The sequence below is a fragment of the Gemmatimonas aurantiaca genome, from assembly GCF_037190085.1.
GTDB classification, from domain to species: Bacteria; Gemmatimonadota; Gemmatimonadetes; order Gemmatimonadales; family Gemmatimonadaceae; genus Gemmatimonas; species Gemmatimonas aurantiaca_A.
The window spans coordinates 524,278-538,749 of record NZ_JBBCJO010000012.1; the positions used below are offsets into that span (position 1 = coordinate 524,278).

Here is a 14,472-nt window from a genome sequence, read left to right on the forward strand (position 1 = left end):
ACGGAGGAACATGAAATGGTTTCTTGGCGCGAGAGCCCTTCGCGCGTCGACGTCGACGCCTCACTCCGCATAGCAGGCGAAGCATGCGACACACCTTCTGGCCCTTGCGTCTCGCGGTTGCCCTTCTGGCGGCAACCGCCATGTCCGGTTGCTCGAGTGACACGATCGTGTACCGCGATCGTGCACCGTTCAACATCCCCGCCGATTCGGCCACTGGATACCTGGGCTACTACAACATTGCCGCCAGGCAGACCACCTGCGGCAACTGCCACGTCGACTACCAGCGCAGTTGGAAGGACACGAAGCACGCCAGTGCGTTCGCCACGCTTCGCACGTCGATGACCCCGCAGATCACGAAAGACACGCTGTGCGCCGGATGTCACTCGGTGAACGGCAACGGCAATGCGACCGAGACGGCACGTGTCGGCTATATGAAGGTGAGGGATTCCAGTTACATGGACGTGCAGTGCGAGAGCTGTCACGGGCCCGGGTTGAAGCATGTCGAAGGGGTGGGGAACGCGACGGTCATTCGCCCGCTGCCGAAGCTTTCCATGACCGGCAAAGGCACCTGCGGTGACTGCCATTCGGGCACGCACCAGCCGTTCGCCGAAGAGTGGGAGCAGTCGAATCACGCGAACGTGAATGCGTCCCGCGCGTCGAACGCGTCCTGCCAGGGGTGTCATGAAGGACGCGGCGCACTGGCCAAGTGGGGGGTCAAGGCCAACTTCGCAGAGAAGGATAATCCCACGGCGTACGTCGCCATCACCTGCGCCGTCTGCCACGACCCACACGGCTCGCCCAACTCGGCGCAACTGCGCTTCCCCATCACGACCACGGATCCCGAGCGGAATCTGTGCATCAAGTGTCACATGCGGGTGGCCGAACCCACGGTCACCTCGAGTTCACCGCATGCGCCGCAGGGGGCCGTGCTGTTGGGAATGGGCGGCTGGCGTCCGCCGGGCTTTGCCTACGACACCGCCCGCATTTTCGGCTCCCATGCCACGGAGAAGAACCCGAAGCTCTGCGCCGGTTGTCACGTCGGTCGCTTTACCGGCACCGACAAGGCCAACGGAGAGTTCAGTTTCCAGGCGACGGGTCACCTGATGCGTCCGGTGCCGTGCCTCGACGCCGCCGGCAAGCCGACGGGGAGCAAGACCTGCGCCTACACGACCACGGCCCGCAGTTGGCAGACCTGTGCGGCGAGCGGATGCCATGCCAATGCCGCGGCCGCCGCGAACGCGTTCACGACGATCCGCAGTCGCATGAAGTTCTACACGGATCAGCTCTGGACGGACCTGAACGGCAACGGATCGATGCAGGCGAGTCCGACCGACGGCGGCTTGCTCCCCACGTTGCGGCAGAGCAAGCCGACGGAGTGGTCGACGACCGATCAGGTGATCACGCCTGCCGAAGGCGCGGAGTTCAACGCGCGACTCTGCGGGGAGTATGGGCAGTCCAACGCCGACAACTCGAAGGGCATCCACAATCCGTTCCTGTGTGAAGCGCTGCTGATCTCCACCATCAGCTACCTTCGCACCTACTATGCTCTTCCGGCTACCGCGCAGGCGACCCTCCCGCATGGGCCCATCGGTGGTGAGTTCAATCGCAACATGGTGGTCACCGGCACGTCTCCGAAGTAACGCACCGAGCGTTGCGCTCTCTTCAGTTGGCACTGAGCATGCCACGTGTCCTTGCCGACACCGTGAGCCGGGGGTTCGCTCCGGCCACGGCGTTGCGACAGCACCCTCCCACGGTACCGATCGACTCCACCGTGACCGACTCGCCGCTGCCAACGGGCGTGTCGGAAATGGTGCGTTGGCTGCTCAATACGGTGCCCCCGTGGATGCAGATCGGCGGGGTCGTGCTGGGCATCTTCGTCGTCGCGCTGGTGACCGTGTACCTGTTCCGCCGACGCGCCGCCTTGTGGGCGTGGGTCACACGCCAGACGCGACCGGTACACGGGGCGATGGTGGCCGTGCTGCTGCTGGTCATCGTGACGGCAGGGATCGCCGGCCAGGCCAGTTGGAACTACACACAGCATTCGAATGAATTCTGCACGGGGTGCCATGTCATGAACCCCGCGTTCCAGCGCTTCTCGGCCGTCACCAACAAACATCAGGAGCTGTCCTGCCACGACTGCCACCAGCAGTCGATCTTCGCCAGCATGCGACAGTTGTACTTCTGGGTCGCGGAACGTCCGGAGGATATCGGACAACACTCCAAGGTACCGGACCCCGTGTGCGAAGGGTGTCACGTCACCGCCGATACCGCGAAGTGGCAGCGCATCAAGCAGACCGCCGGTCACCGGGTGCATCTCGAATCGGACTCCAGCGCCCTCGACAAGGTGCAGTGCGTGACGTGCCACGGAGCCGAAGTGCACCGCTTCCGCCCGGTGGCGGAAACGTGTGGTCAATCGGGCTGCCACAAGACGGACGAGACCCGCATCGTCCTCGGCAAGATGGCCGTGCAGACCGTGCGCCATTGTACGAGCTGTCACGCCTTCACTGCGGACGTGCCGCAGCTTGCCACGACGGACTCGGCGCGCGGAACGATGAAGCCGGGACAGACCGAGTGTCTGGGCTGTCACGAGATGCGGACGGTGCTCGCGGACTTCAACCGGAGAGCGGAACCCCACGGTGCGAAGTGCGGAACCTGTCACAACCCGCATCTCCAGAAACTGCCCGCCGATGCCAGGACGAGTTGCACTACGAGTGGCTGTCACGACAACTGGCGCGATACACCATTCCATGTCGGCGACAAGCATCGCCGAGTCGGCACGCAGTGCACGACATGCCATATCCCGCACGCCGCAAAAGTCGACGCCAGCGGATGCGAATCCTGTCATCGCCGGGTGCGTGGCGCGAGTCGGTATCGGCCGCCACTGCCTTTCGACACGCTGGAAGCGCTGAATCGCATCCGCCGTGCCACACCGCCCGATGGGCCACCACCGCCCGCCGCACCCTACCGCGGCGGTGAGCACCCGCAGGGAGGACCTTCTGCCGACGACGACTGGTCGTCTGCCGAAGACGATGGCCCTGTCATGCCGTCATCCTCAGCATATGCCGCACGCTCCGCCCATTCAGCGCCGTCGACCACGGCGCTCCTGTATACGGCCCCGTTGCGCACGACCGCTTTGCATGCCGCTTTCCGTACCGATTCGCCTGCGGCATTGCCTCAGGACCGGCGCGCGGCGGCAGACAGTTTCCCGCATGCCCGACACACGAAGGTCGCCTGTCTGACATGCCATGGGTCCGGCGATGGTCACGGGAAACTGGTGTTCGAACGACCGCGCGGGTGTCAGTTGTGTCATCATCAGGATCCCGCTCCCGGCAAGTGTGTGTCCTGTCATCGGGAAGAGCGGTATGCGCGCCCACGCGAGGCGCGTGTCACCATCACCGTGCCGGGCAACGCTCCGAAGCCTCGCATGGTGACCTTTCAGCATGCGCGGCATGCCTCGAAGCCGTGCACCGCGTGTCACACGACACCGGTGAGCATGATACCGGGACCGGACAAGGCGGCCTGCCAGGGCTGTCACGTCGAGCATCATGGCGCGCAACGCACATGCGCCACCTGCCATCAGATTGCCGATCCCCAAGCCGCGCACACGCCCATCGAAAAGACTCACCGGCAATGCGATGCCTGCCATACCCCTGCGGCCATCGCGCCTTTGACACCGACACGCAGTCTCTGTGGGGCCTGTCACCAGCAGAAGGCCAGTGGACACTATGACGGGCGGGAGTGCACCACCTGTCATTTTCTCGCGACGCCCGAGGCGTATCGGGCCAGACTGACCACACCGCGATCATGACGCGAGTGATCCGACGGCTCATTCTGCTCATGGCGCCGATCGTCGCCGGATGGCCCATGCAGGTGCCGGCGCAACACTACCGGCTCCGTCTCGACGCCAACGCACAGTCCGCCGCATTCCGCAGGCTCGTTCCGGACAGCATCCTCGCCACACGAGTCGTCGCTTCGCCGAACGGGGGGTTGCAGACGCCGGATGGCTACGCGGTGCGATGCCTCGGCAACGACTATTGCCTGTTCATGCGTACCGGCGATGCCCTCCGGGCGGTGCCCGTCTCGACGACGGTGAACCTCGCTGCCTGGGGCTTCGGCGTGGAAGGACTTTCGCTGCAGGCCACGGGGCGTGTCATTGCCGACGCGGGCCGGGATCGCGTGTGGCCGGGCACTTCGCCTACCGGACAACTGCTCGAAGGATACGTCGAGTATCAGCGAGGCGTGATCGTGGCGCGGGCGGGACGTCAGCTTCTGTCCTCACGTCTCGAGCCCCTGGGGTTCGATGGTGCGACGGTGAAATCGCGCTGGGATCGAGCCTCGATGGAATTCACGGCCTATGCCGGGTGGGGATTGGCCCAGGCGTCGGCGCTCGGCGTGACGAATCCGTTGCTCAACCCGCTGGACGAATGGCGTCCGCGCGACCGGCAGACGGTGGCCGGTGCCGAAGTGCAGTACCGTGGAGAGCGCATCGACGTCCGCACCGAATATCGCCGCGAAATCGATCCGCGCGATCACTACTTCGTCTCCGAACGCGCGACGGTGTCGTTGGGCGCGCGCCTGGCCAACCTGCGCCTGATCGGTGGCGCCGACCTCGACCTGCTCGACAACAGCCCGGGCAGCGCCGACCTCACCGCGACGTACATGCAGCCCCGGTTCTCGGTGTCCGCTGGCGTTCGTCGTTATCAGCCGTACTTCAACCTCTGGACACTGTGGGGCGCATTCAATCCGGTCGCGTACCACGCGGTCAATGCCACGGCCGAACTGCGACCACGGTCATGGCTGACGGTGCATGCCAGCGGTGAACTGTATGCGTACGAGGACGCCGAAATTTCCACGGGTGTGGTGCCGGATCTCACGAATCGCGGACGACGCCTGTCGTCCGGTGCCACCGTCACCATCGGCAACGCGGTGACGATCGATGGCCATTACGACCTGGAGCGTGGCCCGGGCGCGGCGGGACAATACGGCGATATCGCCGTGAGCTACGCCCCATCCGATCAGTACGCGTTGAGCGTGTACGGTGGCACCATGGCCCGTCCGCTCGAGCTGCGATACTTCGATGCGACAGCACGCTGGATCGGTACGCGCGCGGACTGGCGGCTCTCCTCGCATCACCGGATGTGGGGCGACCTGGCATTCATGCGGGATGCGCGCGATCGGCCGGATGCCGCGGCGACAAGCCTTGCCCAGGTCCGCGCACGGGCGGGCGTGAGCGTGACATTCGGATCGCGCGCCGATCGTCTCGCGCTTCCCAAAGCGCGGCGGATGACACCATGACAACCGCCCGGATTGCGACGGCCGCTGTGATTGCGGCACTGCTGGTGGGCGCCGCGACCTATGGTCTGGCGCAGCGCGCCCAGCCGCAGGCGACGTTCCCCCATGAACGACATGCGTCGTTGTTCACCTCGTGCGCAACGTGTCACGGCGATGTGCAGCGCAGCGGAGCACCCGTCTTCCCCGCGGCCGCGCGCTGCGCCGGTTGCCACGACGGCGAGGTTCGCCCCCGTGTGCAATGGCAAGCCCGGACCAAGGTCAACATCAACAGCCTCCGGTTCACACACGCCCGGCATGACACGGCGATGACGGCCAAGCGGCCCGCGGACAGCCTGGCGATGAACAACTGCGCTTCATGCCACGTCCGAACCGGTGACAACCGTCTGGCCGTTCGCTACGCGGTGGTGAATCAGTGTCTCTCCTGCCACGGACTTCAGGGTTCGCACTTCGATGTGGACCGCAACGCCTGCGCCACCTGTCATGTTCCGCTCACGCAGGCTCCCAGGCTGACCCGCGATGTGATCGCGAAGTTTCCGAAACCGGCCTCGCACGATGCGCCCGGCTTCGTGCTGGGCGGTCACGGGGCGATCGCAAAGGTGACCCGCGGCGGCACGTCTCCGGTTGCCGCGAACTGCGCCACCTGTCATGCCCGCAATCTCTGTCTCGCCTGTCATGTCGACGCACCGGATGTCCCGGCGATTCAGGCATTGGCGCTGGATGAACGGCCCCCGGCGTTCACGCGCGACCAGCCGGTGCCGGTGAGCCACGCGACGAACACGTTCCTGCGCGCACACGGAGCGGAGGCGCGGAAAGCCACGGCACGCTGCGCCACCTGTCACGCACGATCGAGCTGTCTCACCTGCCACATCGGCAATGCGCCCGCAACCATCAGCCGTCTGCCGGCCGCGGCTGCAGGTCGCGCGGCCGGTGCCCACGTGGAACGCACGCCGCCCCCCTCACACACCGAGCGATTCCGCACGGCGCATGGCCGAGAAGCGGACGCGCGTCCTCGCAGTTGCGAAACGTGTCATGAGCGGACGACCTGCCTCACCTGTCATCGTCCCGATGGGGCGCGGTCGTCGGCATATCATCCGACGGGCTTCCTCACGTCGCATCCGAATCAGGCGTATTCACGCACCGTGAGTTGCGCGCGCTGCCACAACACCCAGCAGTTCTGTCAGTCCTGCCACCAGCAGTCCGGGTTGACCGCGACCGCGCGGCTCGCGCGTCGGGGCTATCACGACGCATTCCGCGGCTTCAGCCTGGGCCATGGACAGGCCGCGCGACAGCACCTCGAGTCCTGTGCGTCGTGTCATGCCGAACGCGATTGCACCAGCTGCCACTCGGCGGTGGGTGGCGGCTACGGATTCAACCCGCACGGCGCGAACTTCAACGCGGCCCGTGCCCGCGCGAAGAATCCATCGGTGTGCATTGCCTGTCACGGCAGGGCCATCCCCACGCGGTGATGGCCGCCCGAAGGGCACGCTTCAGGACGCGTCGACCTCGGTGTCTGCCGTGTCCGTGTTGGCGACGACGGCATCGGGGCGGGTCCATTTGCGCACCGCCATGAACAGGGTGACGCCACCGATCGCCAGGAAGATCACCGGCACCCAATACACCACGAGATTGAGTCCCTCGGCGCGCGGTTCGAGGAGAATCCAGTCGCCATACTTCGCCAGGAAGTAGTCCATCACTTCCCGCTCGCTCTTCCCTTCGGCCAACTGTTCGCGCACCACCCCCTTCATCTGCACAGCCAGTTCGGCGGGAGACTCCTGAATGCTCTCGCCCTGGCACACCGGGCACCGCAGGCGCTGGGCGACGCCCCGCACCCGTCGATCGAGCACGGTATCGGCACCAGGAGGTGGCACGACCGGCTGCACGGCCAGCAGCACCAGCAGGGCCACTCGGGGAAGGATCATGGCGTGGCCACGGCGGCGAGGACGGAGTCGACCACTTTCATCAGTCCCTGTGCCGTGACCGGCCCGATGAACTTGTGAGCCACCTTTCCCTCGGGATCGATGACGAACGTTTCCGGCACACCATACAGGCCATAGTCGATAGCCGTGCGCGCGCCGGGATCGGCAACCGATGGATAGGGTTGCCCGCCCATGGTCCGGATCCACCGTACGCCGTTCGGCTCGGTGTCATTGTACAGCATGCCGAACACCTGTACGCCCTGCGACGCCCGTTCTGTTGCCACGAACGACAGATCGGCATGCTCGCCGCGGCACGCCAGGCACCACGATGCCCAGAAGTTGAGCACGACCACGCGTCCCCTGAGGTCGGTGAGTCGCACGGTGTCGCCGACCGGGCGACGCAACACCGCATCGTCACCGGACGCGAAGACGGCACGCTCCCAAAGCGGCGCACTCCTGCCGGGCAGCGGCGACGGAATCTGCCGCGGATCGCGGGTCATCCCGAACGCCAACAAGGCAATGAACGGGAGTCCGATCGCTCCCGTCACGGCAAGGGCGCGTTTCCAGTCCATGGCTAAGAGACCTCCGGTATGGCCGCTGTGGCGCGAATGTCCACGGCGATCGACGCACGCTCGGCACGACGCGTGGAACGCGCCGTGGGCCAGGCACTCACGGTCGCCGCAACCGCCATGACCAGGCCGCCGATCCAGATCCACGGCACGAACGGCTCGAGGATCACCTTGAGGGTCGCGGACTGTCCATCCGGCGTGAACGCCATCAGGTTCGCGTAGATGTCCCCCTGCACACGACTGCGTACCGCCGGCGTCGGCACTGGCTGCTCCTGGGAGTGGTAGAAGTTCATGCGCGGATCGATCAGTCCGATCACCGCGCCGTTCTTCAGAATCTCGAGATCGGCGCCGACGACCTGACGGTGGGACTCCTCTCGGCCCCACAGCGTCTTGAGGCGCACGGAAACCCCGTCGCCCACTTCCATGGTCTGCCCAGGCGCAAGCGTGGCCTCGCGTTCGACCCTGCCACTCGACGACGCGGCGATGGCGGCGGCGACCATGATGATGCCGAGATGCGCGAGGTAGCCGCCGTACCGGCGCTGGTTGGCCGCCACGAGCCGGCCGAGTGCGACGGGCACCGATTCCCCATGGGCCTTCCGCCGTGCCGCGATCCCGACCGCATATTCCCGCAGGTTGCTCACCGCCGCGTATGCCGAGAAGGCGAACGCGAGCACCGTGTACGCATCGCGCTTGCCGAACGCCACCGCGAGCAGGGCCACCCCCAGAGCGACCACGCCGGGGAGCAGCAGGGCGCGCTTCACCTGCGCATCCGTGGCCGCCTTCCACGGCAGGGCCGGGCCGACCCCCATGAGGAAGAGGAGTCCGACGCAGATCGGAATCGACATGCGATTGAAGAAGGGCGCGCCCACGGTGACCTTCGCTCCATTGATCGCTTCCGCGAGCAACGGATAGAGCGTCCCGAGAATCACCACCAGCGTGAAGCCGGTGAGCAGCAGATTGTTGAACAGGAACACCGTTTCGCGTGACGCCATGGCGTCGAGACGCCCTTCACTGCGCAGCCCCGCACTGTTGCCGGCGACGAGAATCAGGGAGACGAGCAGACAGCACGCGATGAACCCGAGGAAGTAGTACCCGATGGTGCCGGTGGTGAACGCATGCACCGAGGAAATGATGCCCGAGCGCGTGAGGAACGTTCCGAGGATCGTGAGCAGAAAACTGCCCACGATGAGATTCACGTTCCACAGCTTCAGCATCCCGCGCCGCTCCTGCACCATCACCGAATGCAGGAATGCGGTGCTGGTGAGCCAGGGCATGAACGAGGCATTCTCGACCGGATCCCAGGCCCAGTACCCGCCCCAGCCGAGCACTTCATACGACCACCACATCCCGGCGATGATCGCGAGCGACAGAAAGGCCCATGCACTCAGCGTCCACCGGTGCGTGAGCCTGATCCAGTCGTCCTTGTGCACCTCGCCGCTGAGCAGCGCGCCGACCGCGAACGCAAACGGCACCGTCAGCCCGACGTAGCCGAGGTACAGCAGCGGCGGATGCACCGCCATGAGGATGTGATTCTGCAGCAACGGATTCGGTCCCGGGCCATCGAGGGGCACGGGGGACACGGCATGCCATGGATTCGCGGGACCGACGAGCAGGAGATAGAAAAACGCGCCCACGCCGAGCAGGACGACCGCCGACCATGGCACCAGTGCGCCGGGGCGATGCCGATTCGTGTAGATCACCACGACGCTGTACATCGCCAGCACCCACCCCCAGAAGAGGATGGATCCTTCGAGCGCGCCCCACAGGGAGATCACCGTGAAGAGCAGCGGCGTCGCCCGACTGCCCACCTGCGCCACGTAGCCCACGCTGAAGTCGTGCGTCACCAGCGCGAGGATCATGGCGGCGGTGGACAGCGTCAGCAGCGCGCAATTCACGTACACCGACTGCAGGCCGCTCGTGATCCACGCGGGGCGTTGCTTTGTGATTCCCACCACGAGTGCGACCAGGCCGTACACCGAGATCGCCAGCGCGACCCAGACGGAGGCGAGCCCCACGATACGCGTCACATCAGCTCCGGATCAGCGATTTGTCGATACGTGCGGGATGGCCACCCTCTCCCTGCTCCGGCGCGCGGTATTCGTTCGAGTGCTTGACCATCAGGCTCTTCGAGTCGAACGTGCCGTTCGTGCCAAGCTTTCCTTCCACGACCACACCGATCCCCTCACGGAACATCTGCGGTGGCGCGCCAGAGGAGTACACGGCGATCTCCTTCGTGCCGTCCGTGACACGGAACGTGAGATGCAGCGTGGCCGCGTTCCACTGCACGGAGCCCGGAACCACCTGCCCGCCAAGACGCACGGGGCGTCCCACCACTCCGTCACCTTTCGCCATCAGTTCGGACGGGGTGAGAAAATACACGAGATCGTTCTGCATCCCGCCGAAGGCGAGATACGCGAACGCGGCCACCAGCACCACCACGGCGCCGATGATGATCGGGCGACGGGAGCGCCCCGTGTCCCCCGCGGGTATGCCCGTGGGCATCGTCGTGTCGTTCATGACCATTTACCGTGCTGAGGCGGTGTCCGCTGCGTGAGCGGCGCGCGCGATGCGCCAGAGGTACCAGGCATACCCCGCGAGCACGACCCAGGTGATCGTGTATGCCGCGACGATATAGGACCAGACGTCCTGTGCCATGCCGTTCATGTCGTGCGCCTCCGCTGCAGGGCGGCGGCGTCCTGCGCCATCTCTCTCACGCGCTGCGCCACATGCGTGCGGTAGCGATGCGCAATGAACAGGATGAGCAGGAAGCTGAACGCGACGGCGTTGGTGCGCAGTCCCAGGGTATAGAAAGGATCGAGGGTTCCCGGTGACGACTGTGGTTGATGGAGTGTGCGCCACCACTTCACCGACATGTACACGATGGGGACGTTGAGCGCGCCCAGAATGCCGACGACCGCGCTCCAGCGTGCGCGCCGGTCCGGATCGTCGGTGAGGCCACGCAGGGCGAGATATCCCACGAACATCAGAAAGAGTACCGCCGTGGAGGTGAGTCGTGCATCCCACGTCCACCAGATCCCCCAAGTCGGGCGCCCCCAGATCGAGCCCAGTGCGAGCGTCAGTCCGGTGAACACCGCCCCCACTTCCGCCGCGGACGCCGCCTGTAGATCGGCGCGCTCGTTGCGCGTGACCAGATAGCGGATGCTCTGTGCGAACACCCAGAAGAACGCCAGAAACGCACTCCACGCCGCCGGCACGTGGACGTACATGATCTTCTGCAGGTGCCCCATGTCGCGATCGGGCGCGGACTGGCTCACGAAGTACGCCTGCGCCGCCATCGCGAAGAGCGGGGCGAACCAGGTGAGCGCCGTCAGCCAGCGCGCCGGTGCCGGCGTCACCAGGGGCGTGTGGCGGGCGATCCGCGCCGAGGGCTGCGGTACCGGTTCCCGTCTCGTCGATTCAGCCATGTCGCGTCATCCCTCCATCACGTACGGGAACGCCCAGGTGGCGCCCACGAGAAAGATCACATCGAAGGTCGCCAGCAGGCGAATCCATGTGCGGCTGTCTCCCATGACATCCCCGCCGAGCAGGGCAGCGGTCGCCTGGGTCGCCGAAAGCAGCAGCGGCACGAGCATCGGGAACAGCAGCAGCGGCAACAGCACTTCACGACTCCGGCTTCGGCTGGCCATGGCCGCGTAAAGCGTTCCGAGCGTCACGAAACCGACCGTTCCCAGCAGCAACACACCGAGGACTTCGGGCCACCGCTCGGGAAAACTCACATGATACAGCACGCCGGTGAGCGGCAGCGTGATCGCTTCCATCGACAGCACGAAGGCGAGATTCGCCAGCACCTTGCCGATGAAGATCGTCCATCGCTCGCCAGGATAGAGCAGCAGTTGTTCGAGCGCCCCGGATTCGAGTTCGATCTGGTAGGAACGATTGAAGGCGAGCACGCCGCTGAAGAGGATGGTCAGCCAGAGCACGCCGGCGGCGGCATTCCGGAGCCCCTCGGTGTCGGCACCGAGGGCGAATCCGAACAGCAGCAGAATCATCCCCGCCATGGCGACGATGGCGTTGAAGTTGGATTTCGTTCGCCGTTCGGCGGTGAGATCCTTCACGCACACCGCCATCACGCGCGTGGCATCCGCGCGCCAGCCGGCCTGCACGGGCGTGGTCACAGGCGTGGTCCTCGGAGAGTGGCCGCCGCGCGAAAGCCGCGCGCGGTGTCGATGGGCACGACGCTGGTGTCGTTCACGGGCGCATTCACGGAGGTGTTCACGTGGAGGCTCACGGCGTCGTTCTCCACATCGACGTCGCCGTCCATGAGCACGCCATCTTCCATGGTGAGGGTGCGGTCCGGCAACCCCTCGGCGCGTCCGATGTCGTGCGCGACCAGCAGCACCGTGCCGCCACGCGCACGCGTCTCCCGAATGAGATCGTTGACCAGGCCGGCCCCCTCGACGTCGAGCGAATTGTATGGCTCGTCGAGCAGCAGGATGGGCGCTTCACGCAGCAACAGGCGGGCGATCGACAGGCGGCGCTGCATCCCGCTGGACATGTTTCGCGCCAACTCGTGTTCTTCCCTGCCCAGGCCGACACGATCCAGAGCTCGACGAAGCTGCAGCGGATCGTGCGGCACCCCCAGCATGCGCGCGGCAAACACCAGATTCTCGATGGCCGTCAGGTCGCCGTACACGGCGGGCGTCGTGGACAGCAGCGCCACGAGTCCACGGACCGTCGAGGGTGACGCTGTCAGATCGACCCCCAGCACGGCGCCGCCACCACGTGTCGGACGAATGACCGTGGACGCCACGCGCAACAACGTGCTTTTTCCGCTCCCGTTGTGCCCGAGAAGGGCCAGGACCTCTCCCCGTGGCACGTCCATGGAAATGCCTCGCAAGGCCCAACGTCGGCCGAATCTGTGGGCGATTTCCCGGAGGGCGATGGCGTGCACGTCGTGAGGAAACAGAGGAGACGGTGAATACCGCGAATACCGTGAATACCGTGAATATGGCCTGAACGCAGGCTATGCTAGGAAGATCGCCCAATGACGTCCATCGGGGATGTCCGGACGACGGGGGGCATGATTGCCCGATCCCATATGGGGTTCCTTGTGTTAGATCGGGCACCATGACCAAGCTTCCCGCTTTCACGACCTGCCCGGCGTGCGGCGTCTCCGCCACGGGTCGTTTCTGCCAGCAGTGCGGTGCCGTCCTCGGCGGCGTACGCTGCCGCCACTGCGAGGCTCCGCTGTCCCCCGGTGCCCGATTCTGCAACGAATGTGGTGCCCCCGCAGGCGCCGGCACCTCCACCGCGCCCCGTGCGGACACCACGGGAAGATCGGGGATGTGGCTTCCCTGGACGATTGCCGGCGGACTCCTCGTGGCGGCGGTCGCCTGGTTCGCGATGCAAGCCTCCCGCGCCACGGATGGTCTGTCGGCCGCGCCGCTGGCGGGCGGTGTGTCCGCTCCCGGAGCCACGGACATCAGCCAGATGTCGCCCCGGGAACGGGCGAGTCGCCTGTACGACCGCATCATGCGGTACACCGAAGCCGGTCAGACCGACTCCGTGCAGTTCTTCGCCCCCATGGCCCTCGGCAGCTTCGAGGCGCTCGGTGCCGATCTCGATACCGATGCGCGCTACGACTACGGGCGCGTAGCGCAGGAAGTCGGCGATCTCGACCTCGCTGCGGCCCAGGCGGACACGATCCTGAAGGCGCAACCGACTCATCTGCTCGGTCTCGCCCTCGCGGCGCGCACGGCGACGCTGCAGGGCAAACGCAGTGAGGCCGCCGCCTACTGGCAGCGATTCACGGCGGCGAAGAATGCGGAGTTGCAGAAGGCGCTGCCGGAGTACCAGGCGCACCGGAGCGATATCGATCGGGCGGCGGAGTTGGCGAGGTAGAGCTGGGGGTTTTGGGGTTCGGGTTCACGGGTTCCGTGGTGAACCCACTACCCGACCCCCCGCAGCACGACCCCCTCCCTCCGCGCAATCCCCAGTGCGCCGGCCGCATTCCCCTCGCGCACCGCGATCTCCACGAAGCCGCTCGATCCGACCAGCGCGACGAGTTCGCCGGGCGCCGCATCGCCGTATGTGCGCACCAGCCGCGCAACGCGGCCGGCCACGTGCACCGCGCCGCTCGGCTCCCGCGTCATCAGGTTGGTGATGACGTTGCCGAAGCGGTCGATGGTCAGCACTTCCCCATGCAACGACCCGTCGGCTTCGCGTCGCGGCTGCGGGGTGCGTAGTCGCACCGGTGTGAAGAAGGGTTCACCCAGATCCGCCAGGGCCGCACCTTCGGCGAGTGCCGCAGCGGCCGGCGCAAACACATCGCGCCCATGAAACGTGGCCGCGGCGGCCGAGGGCACGGGCAACTGCACCACGCGTGCATCCAGCGCGAACAGGGCCGGCGACAACACGCCGTTGTCGGGCCCCACGAGGAAGCGACCCTCGCTCTCCACGGCGATGGCTGCGCGCTGGGTGCCCACACCGGGATCGACTACGACCAGATGCACGGTCCCAACGGGGAACCGCCGCCAGCAGCGGGCCAGGACGAGGCGCGCCGCCGTGATGTCCTGCGGCGCGATGTCGTGCGTGACATCGATGAGCGACACACCGGGCGCGAGCGTACACAACACGCCCTTCATCTCGGCCACATAGCCGTCGGCGGTGCCGAAGTCGGTGAGCAGGGTGATGGCGGGCGCCGGCATGAAGTTATTTCCGCCACGAGCCCGCGG

14 protein-coding genes are annotated in these 14,472 nt (G+C 66.1%); 5 read left to right on the top strand and 9 right to left on the bottom strand.

From position 1 onward, the window contains the following. Positions 1 to 83 precede the first annotated feature (83 nt). The 4 genes from WG208_RS16835 to WG208_RS16850 are packed head-to-tail and all read left to right on the top strand — an operon-like array spanning position 84 to position 6,758. Entirely contained in the window at positions 84 to 1,640 is a 1,557-nt protein-coding gene (locus WG208_RS16835; protein ID WP_337172543.1) for a cytochrome c3 family protein, read from the top strand. A 38-nt stretch (positions 1,641 to 1,678) separates the two neighbouring features. Then, on the top strand, positions 1,679 to 3,808 hold the full coding sequence (locus WG208_RS16840) for a hypothetical protein (protein WP_337172544.1): 2,130 nt from the start codon (positions 1,679 to 1,681) through the stop codon (positions 3,806 to 3,808). After that, positions 3,805 to 5,295, top strand: coding sequence for a hypothetical protein (locus WG208_RS16845; RefSeq protein ID WP_337172545.1), 1,491 nt, complete (start codon positions 3,805 to 3,807; stop codon positions 5,293 to 5,295). Before WG208_RS16840 ends, WG208_RS16845 begins: the two co-directional genes overlap by 4 nt. Continuing rightward, a complete protein-coding gene (locus WG208_RS16850; RefSeq protein ID WP_337172546.1) occupies positions 5,292 to 6,758 on the top strand; it encodes a cytochrome c3 family protein in 1,467 nt (488 codons plus the stop codon). The genes WG208_RS16845 and WG208_RS16850 overlap by 4 nt, the downstream gene beginning before the upstream one ends. A gap of 21 nt (positions 6,759 to 6,779) precedes the next feature. Here WG208_RS16850 and WG208_RS16855 read toward each other — a convergent pair whose 3' ends face one another. The 8 genes from WG208_RS16855 to WG208_RS16890 are packed head-to-tail and all read right to left on the bottom strand — an operon-like array spanning position 6,780 to position 12,689. After that, positions 6,780 to 7,211: a cytochrome c-type biogenesis protein gene (locus WG208_RS16855; protein ID WP_337172547.1), complete on the bottom strand. Its 432-nt coding sequence runs from the start codon at positions 7,209 to 7,211 to the stop codon at positions 6,780 to 6,782. Then, on the bottom strand, positions 7,208 to 7,780 hold the full coding sequence (locus tag WG208_RS16860; RefSeq protein ID WP_337172548.1) for a redoxin domain-containing protein: 573 nt from the start codon (positions 7,778 to 7,780) through the stop codon (positions 7,208 to 7,210). The genes WG208_RS16855 and WG208_RS16860 overlap by 4 nt, the downstream gene beginning before the upstream one ends. A gap of 2 nt (positions 7,781 to 7,782) precedes the next feature. Further along, entirely contained in the window at positions 7,783 to 9,804 is a 2,022-nt protein-coding gene (locus tag WG208_RS16865) for a heme lyase CcmF/NrfE family subunit (protein WP_337172549.1), read from the bottom strand. A 1-nt stretch (position 9,805) separates the two neighbouring features. Beyond that, complete coding sequence (locus WG208_RS16870) at positions 9,806 to 10,294, bottom strand: cytochrome c maturation protein CcmE (RefSeq protein WP_337172550.1); 489 nt, start codon at positions 10,292 to 10,294, stop codon at positions 9,806 to 9,808. A gap of 6 nt (positions 10,295 to 10,300) precedes the next feature. Then, the gene (locus WG208_RS16875; RefSeq protein WP_337172551.1) at positions 10,301 to 10,441 is read right to left on the bottom strand and encodes a hypothetical protein; all 141 of its coding nucleotides are present in this window, start codon (positions 10,439 to 10,441) and stop codon (positions 10,301 to 10,303) included. Continuing rightward, positions 10,438 to 11,202, bottom strand: coding sequence for a cytochrome c biogenesis protein CcsA (gene ccsA / locus WG208_RS16880; protein ID WP_337172552.1), 765 nt, complete (start codon positions 11,200 to 11,202; stop codon positions 10,438 to 10,440). The genes WG208_RS16875 and ccsA overlap by 4 nt, the downstream gene beginning before the upstream one ends. A gap of 6 nt (positions 11,203 to 11,208) precedes the next feature. Continuing rightward, entirely contained in the window at positions 11,209 to 11,913 is a 705-nt protein-coding gene (locus WG208_RS16885) for a heme exporter protein CcmB (protein ID WP_337172553.1), read from the bottom strand. Continuing rightward, entirely contained in the window at positions 11,910 to 12,689 is a 780-nt protein-coding gene (locus WG208_RS16890; RefSeq protein WP_337172554.1) for an ABC transporter ATP-binding protein, read from the bottom strand. Before WG208_RS16890 ends, WG208_RS16885 begins: the two co-directional genes overlap by 4 nt. Before the next feature lie 176 nt (positions 12,690 to 12,865). Here WG208_RS16890 and WG208_RS16895 point away from each other — a divergent pair, with 176 nt between their 5' ends. Continuing rightward, on the top strand, positions 12,866 to 13,639 hold the full coding sequence (locus WG208_RS16895; protein WP_337172555.1) for a zinc ribbon domain-containing protein: 774 nt from the start codon (positions 12,866 to 12,868) through the stop codon (positions 13,637 to 13,639). Positions 13,640 to 13,686: 47 nt separating this feature from the next. Here the strand turns inward: WG208_RS16895 and WG208_RS16900 are convergent, their stop codons facing one another. Then, the gene (locus WG208_RS16900; RefSeq protein ID WP_337172556.1) at positions 13,687 to 14,445 is read right to left on the bottom strand and encodes an SAM-dependent chlorinase/fluorinase; all 759 of its coding nucleotides are present in this window, start codon (positions 14,443 to 14,445) and stop codon (positions 13,687 to 13,689) included. Between the last annotated feature and the right edge of the window lie 27 nt (positions 14,446 to 14,472).

Excerpts from the sequence above, each read along its gene's own strand:
- WG208_RS16900 (WP_337172556.1), bottom strand. The coding sequence starts at position 14,445 with ATGCCGGCGCCCGCCATCACCCTGCTCACCGACTTCGGCACCGCCGAC.
- WG208_RS16860 (WP_337172548.1), bottom strand. The coding sequence starts at position 7,780 with ATGGACTGGAAACGCGCCCTTGCCGTGACGGGAGCGATCGGACTCCCG.
- ccsA (WP_337172552.1), bottom strand. The coding sequence starts at position 11,202 with ATGGCTGAATCGACGAGACGGGAACCGGTACCGCAGCCCTCGGCGCGG.
- WG208_RS16895 (WP_337172555.1), top strand. The coding sequence starts at position 12,866 with ATGACCAAGCTTCCCGCTTTCACGACCTGCCCGGCGTGCGGCGTCTCC.
- WG208_RS16875 (WP_337172551.1), bottom strand. The coding sequence starts at position 10,441 with ATGAACGGCATGGCACAGGACGTCTGGTCCTATATCGTCGCGGCATAC.
- WG208_RS16840 (WP_337172544.1), top strand. The coding sequence starts at position 1,679 with ATGCCACGTGTCCTTGCCGACACCGTGAGCCGGGGGTTCGCTCCGGCC.
- WG208_RS16870 (WP_337172550.1), bottom strand. The coding sequence starts at position 10,294 with ATGAACGACACGACGATGCCCACGGGCATACCCGCGGGGGACACGGGG.
- WG208_RS16845 (WP_337172545.1), top strand. The coding sequence starts at position 3,805 with ATGACGCGAGTGATCCGACGGCTCATTCTGCTCATGGCGCCGATCGTC.
- WG208_RS16850 (WP_337172546.1), top strand. The coding sequence starts at position 5,292 with ATGACAACCGCCCGGATTGCGACGGCCGCTGTGATTGCGGCACTGCTG.
- WG208_RS16835 (WP_337172543.1), top strand. The coding sequence starts at position 84 with ATGCGACACACCTTCTGGCCCTTGCGTCTCGCGGTTGCCCTTCTGGCG.
- WG208_RS16855 (WP_337172547.1), bottom strand. The coding sequence starts at position 7,211 with ATGATCCTTCCCCGAGTGGCCCTGCTGGTGCTGCTGGCCGTGCAGCCG.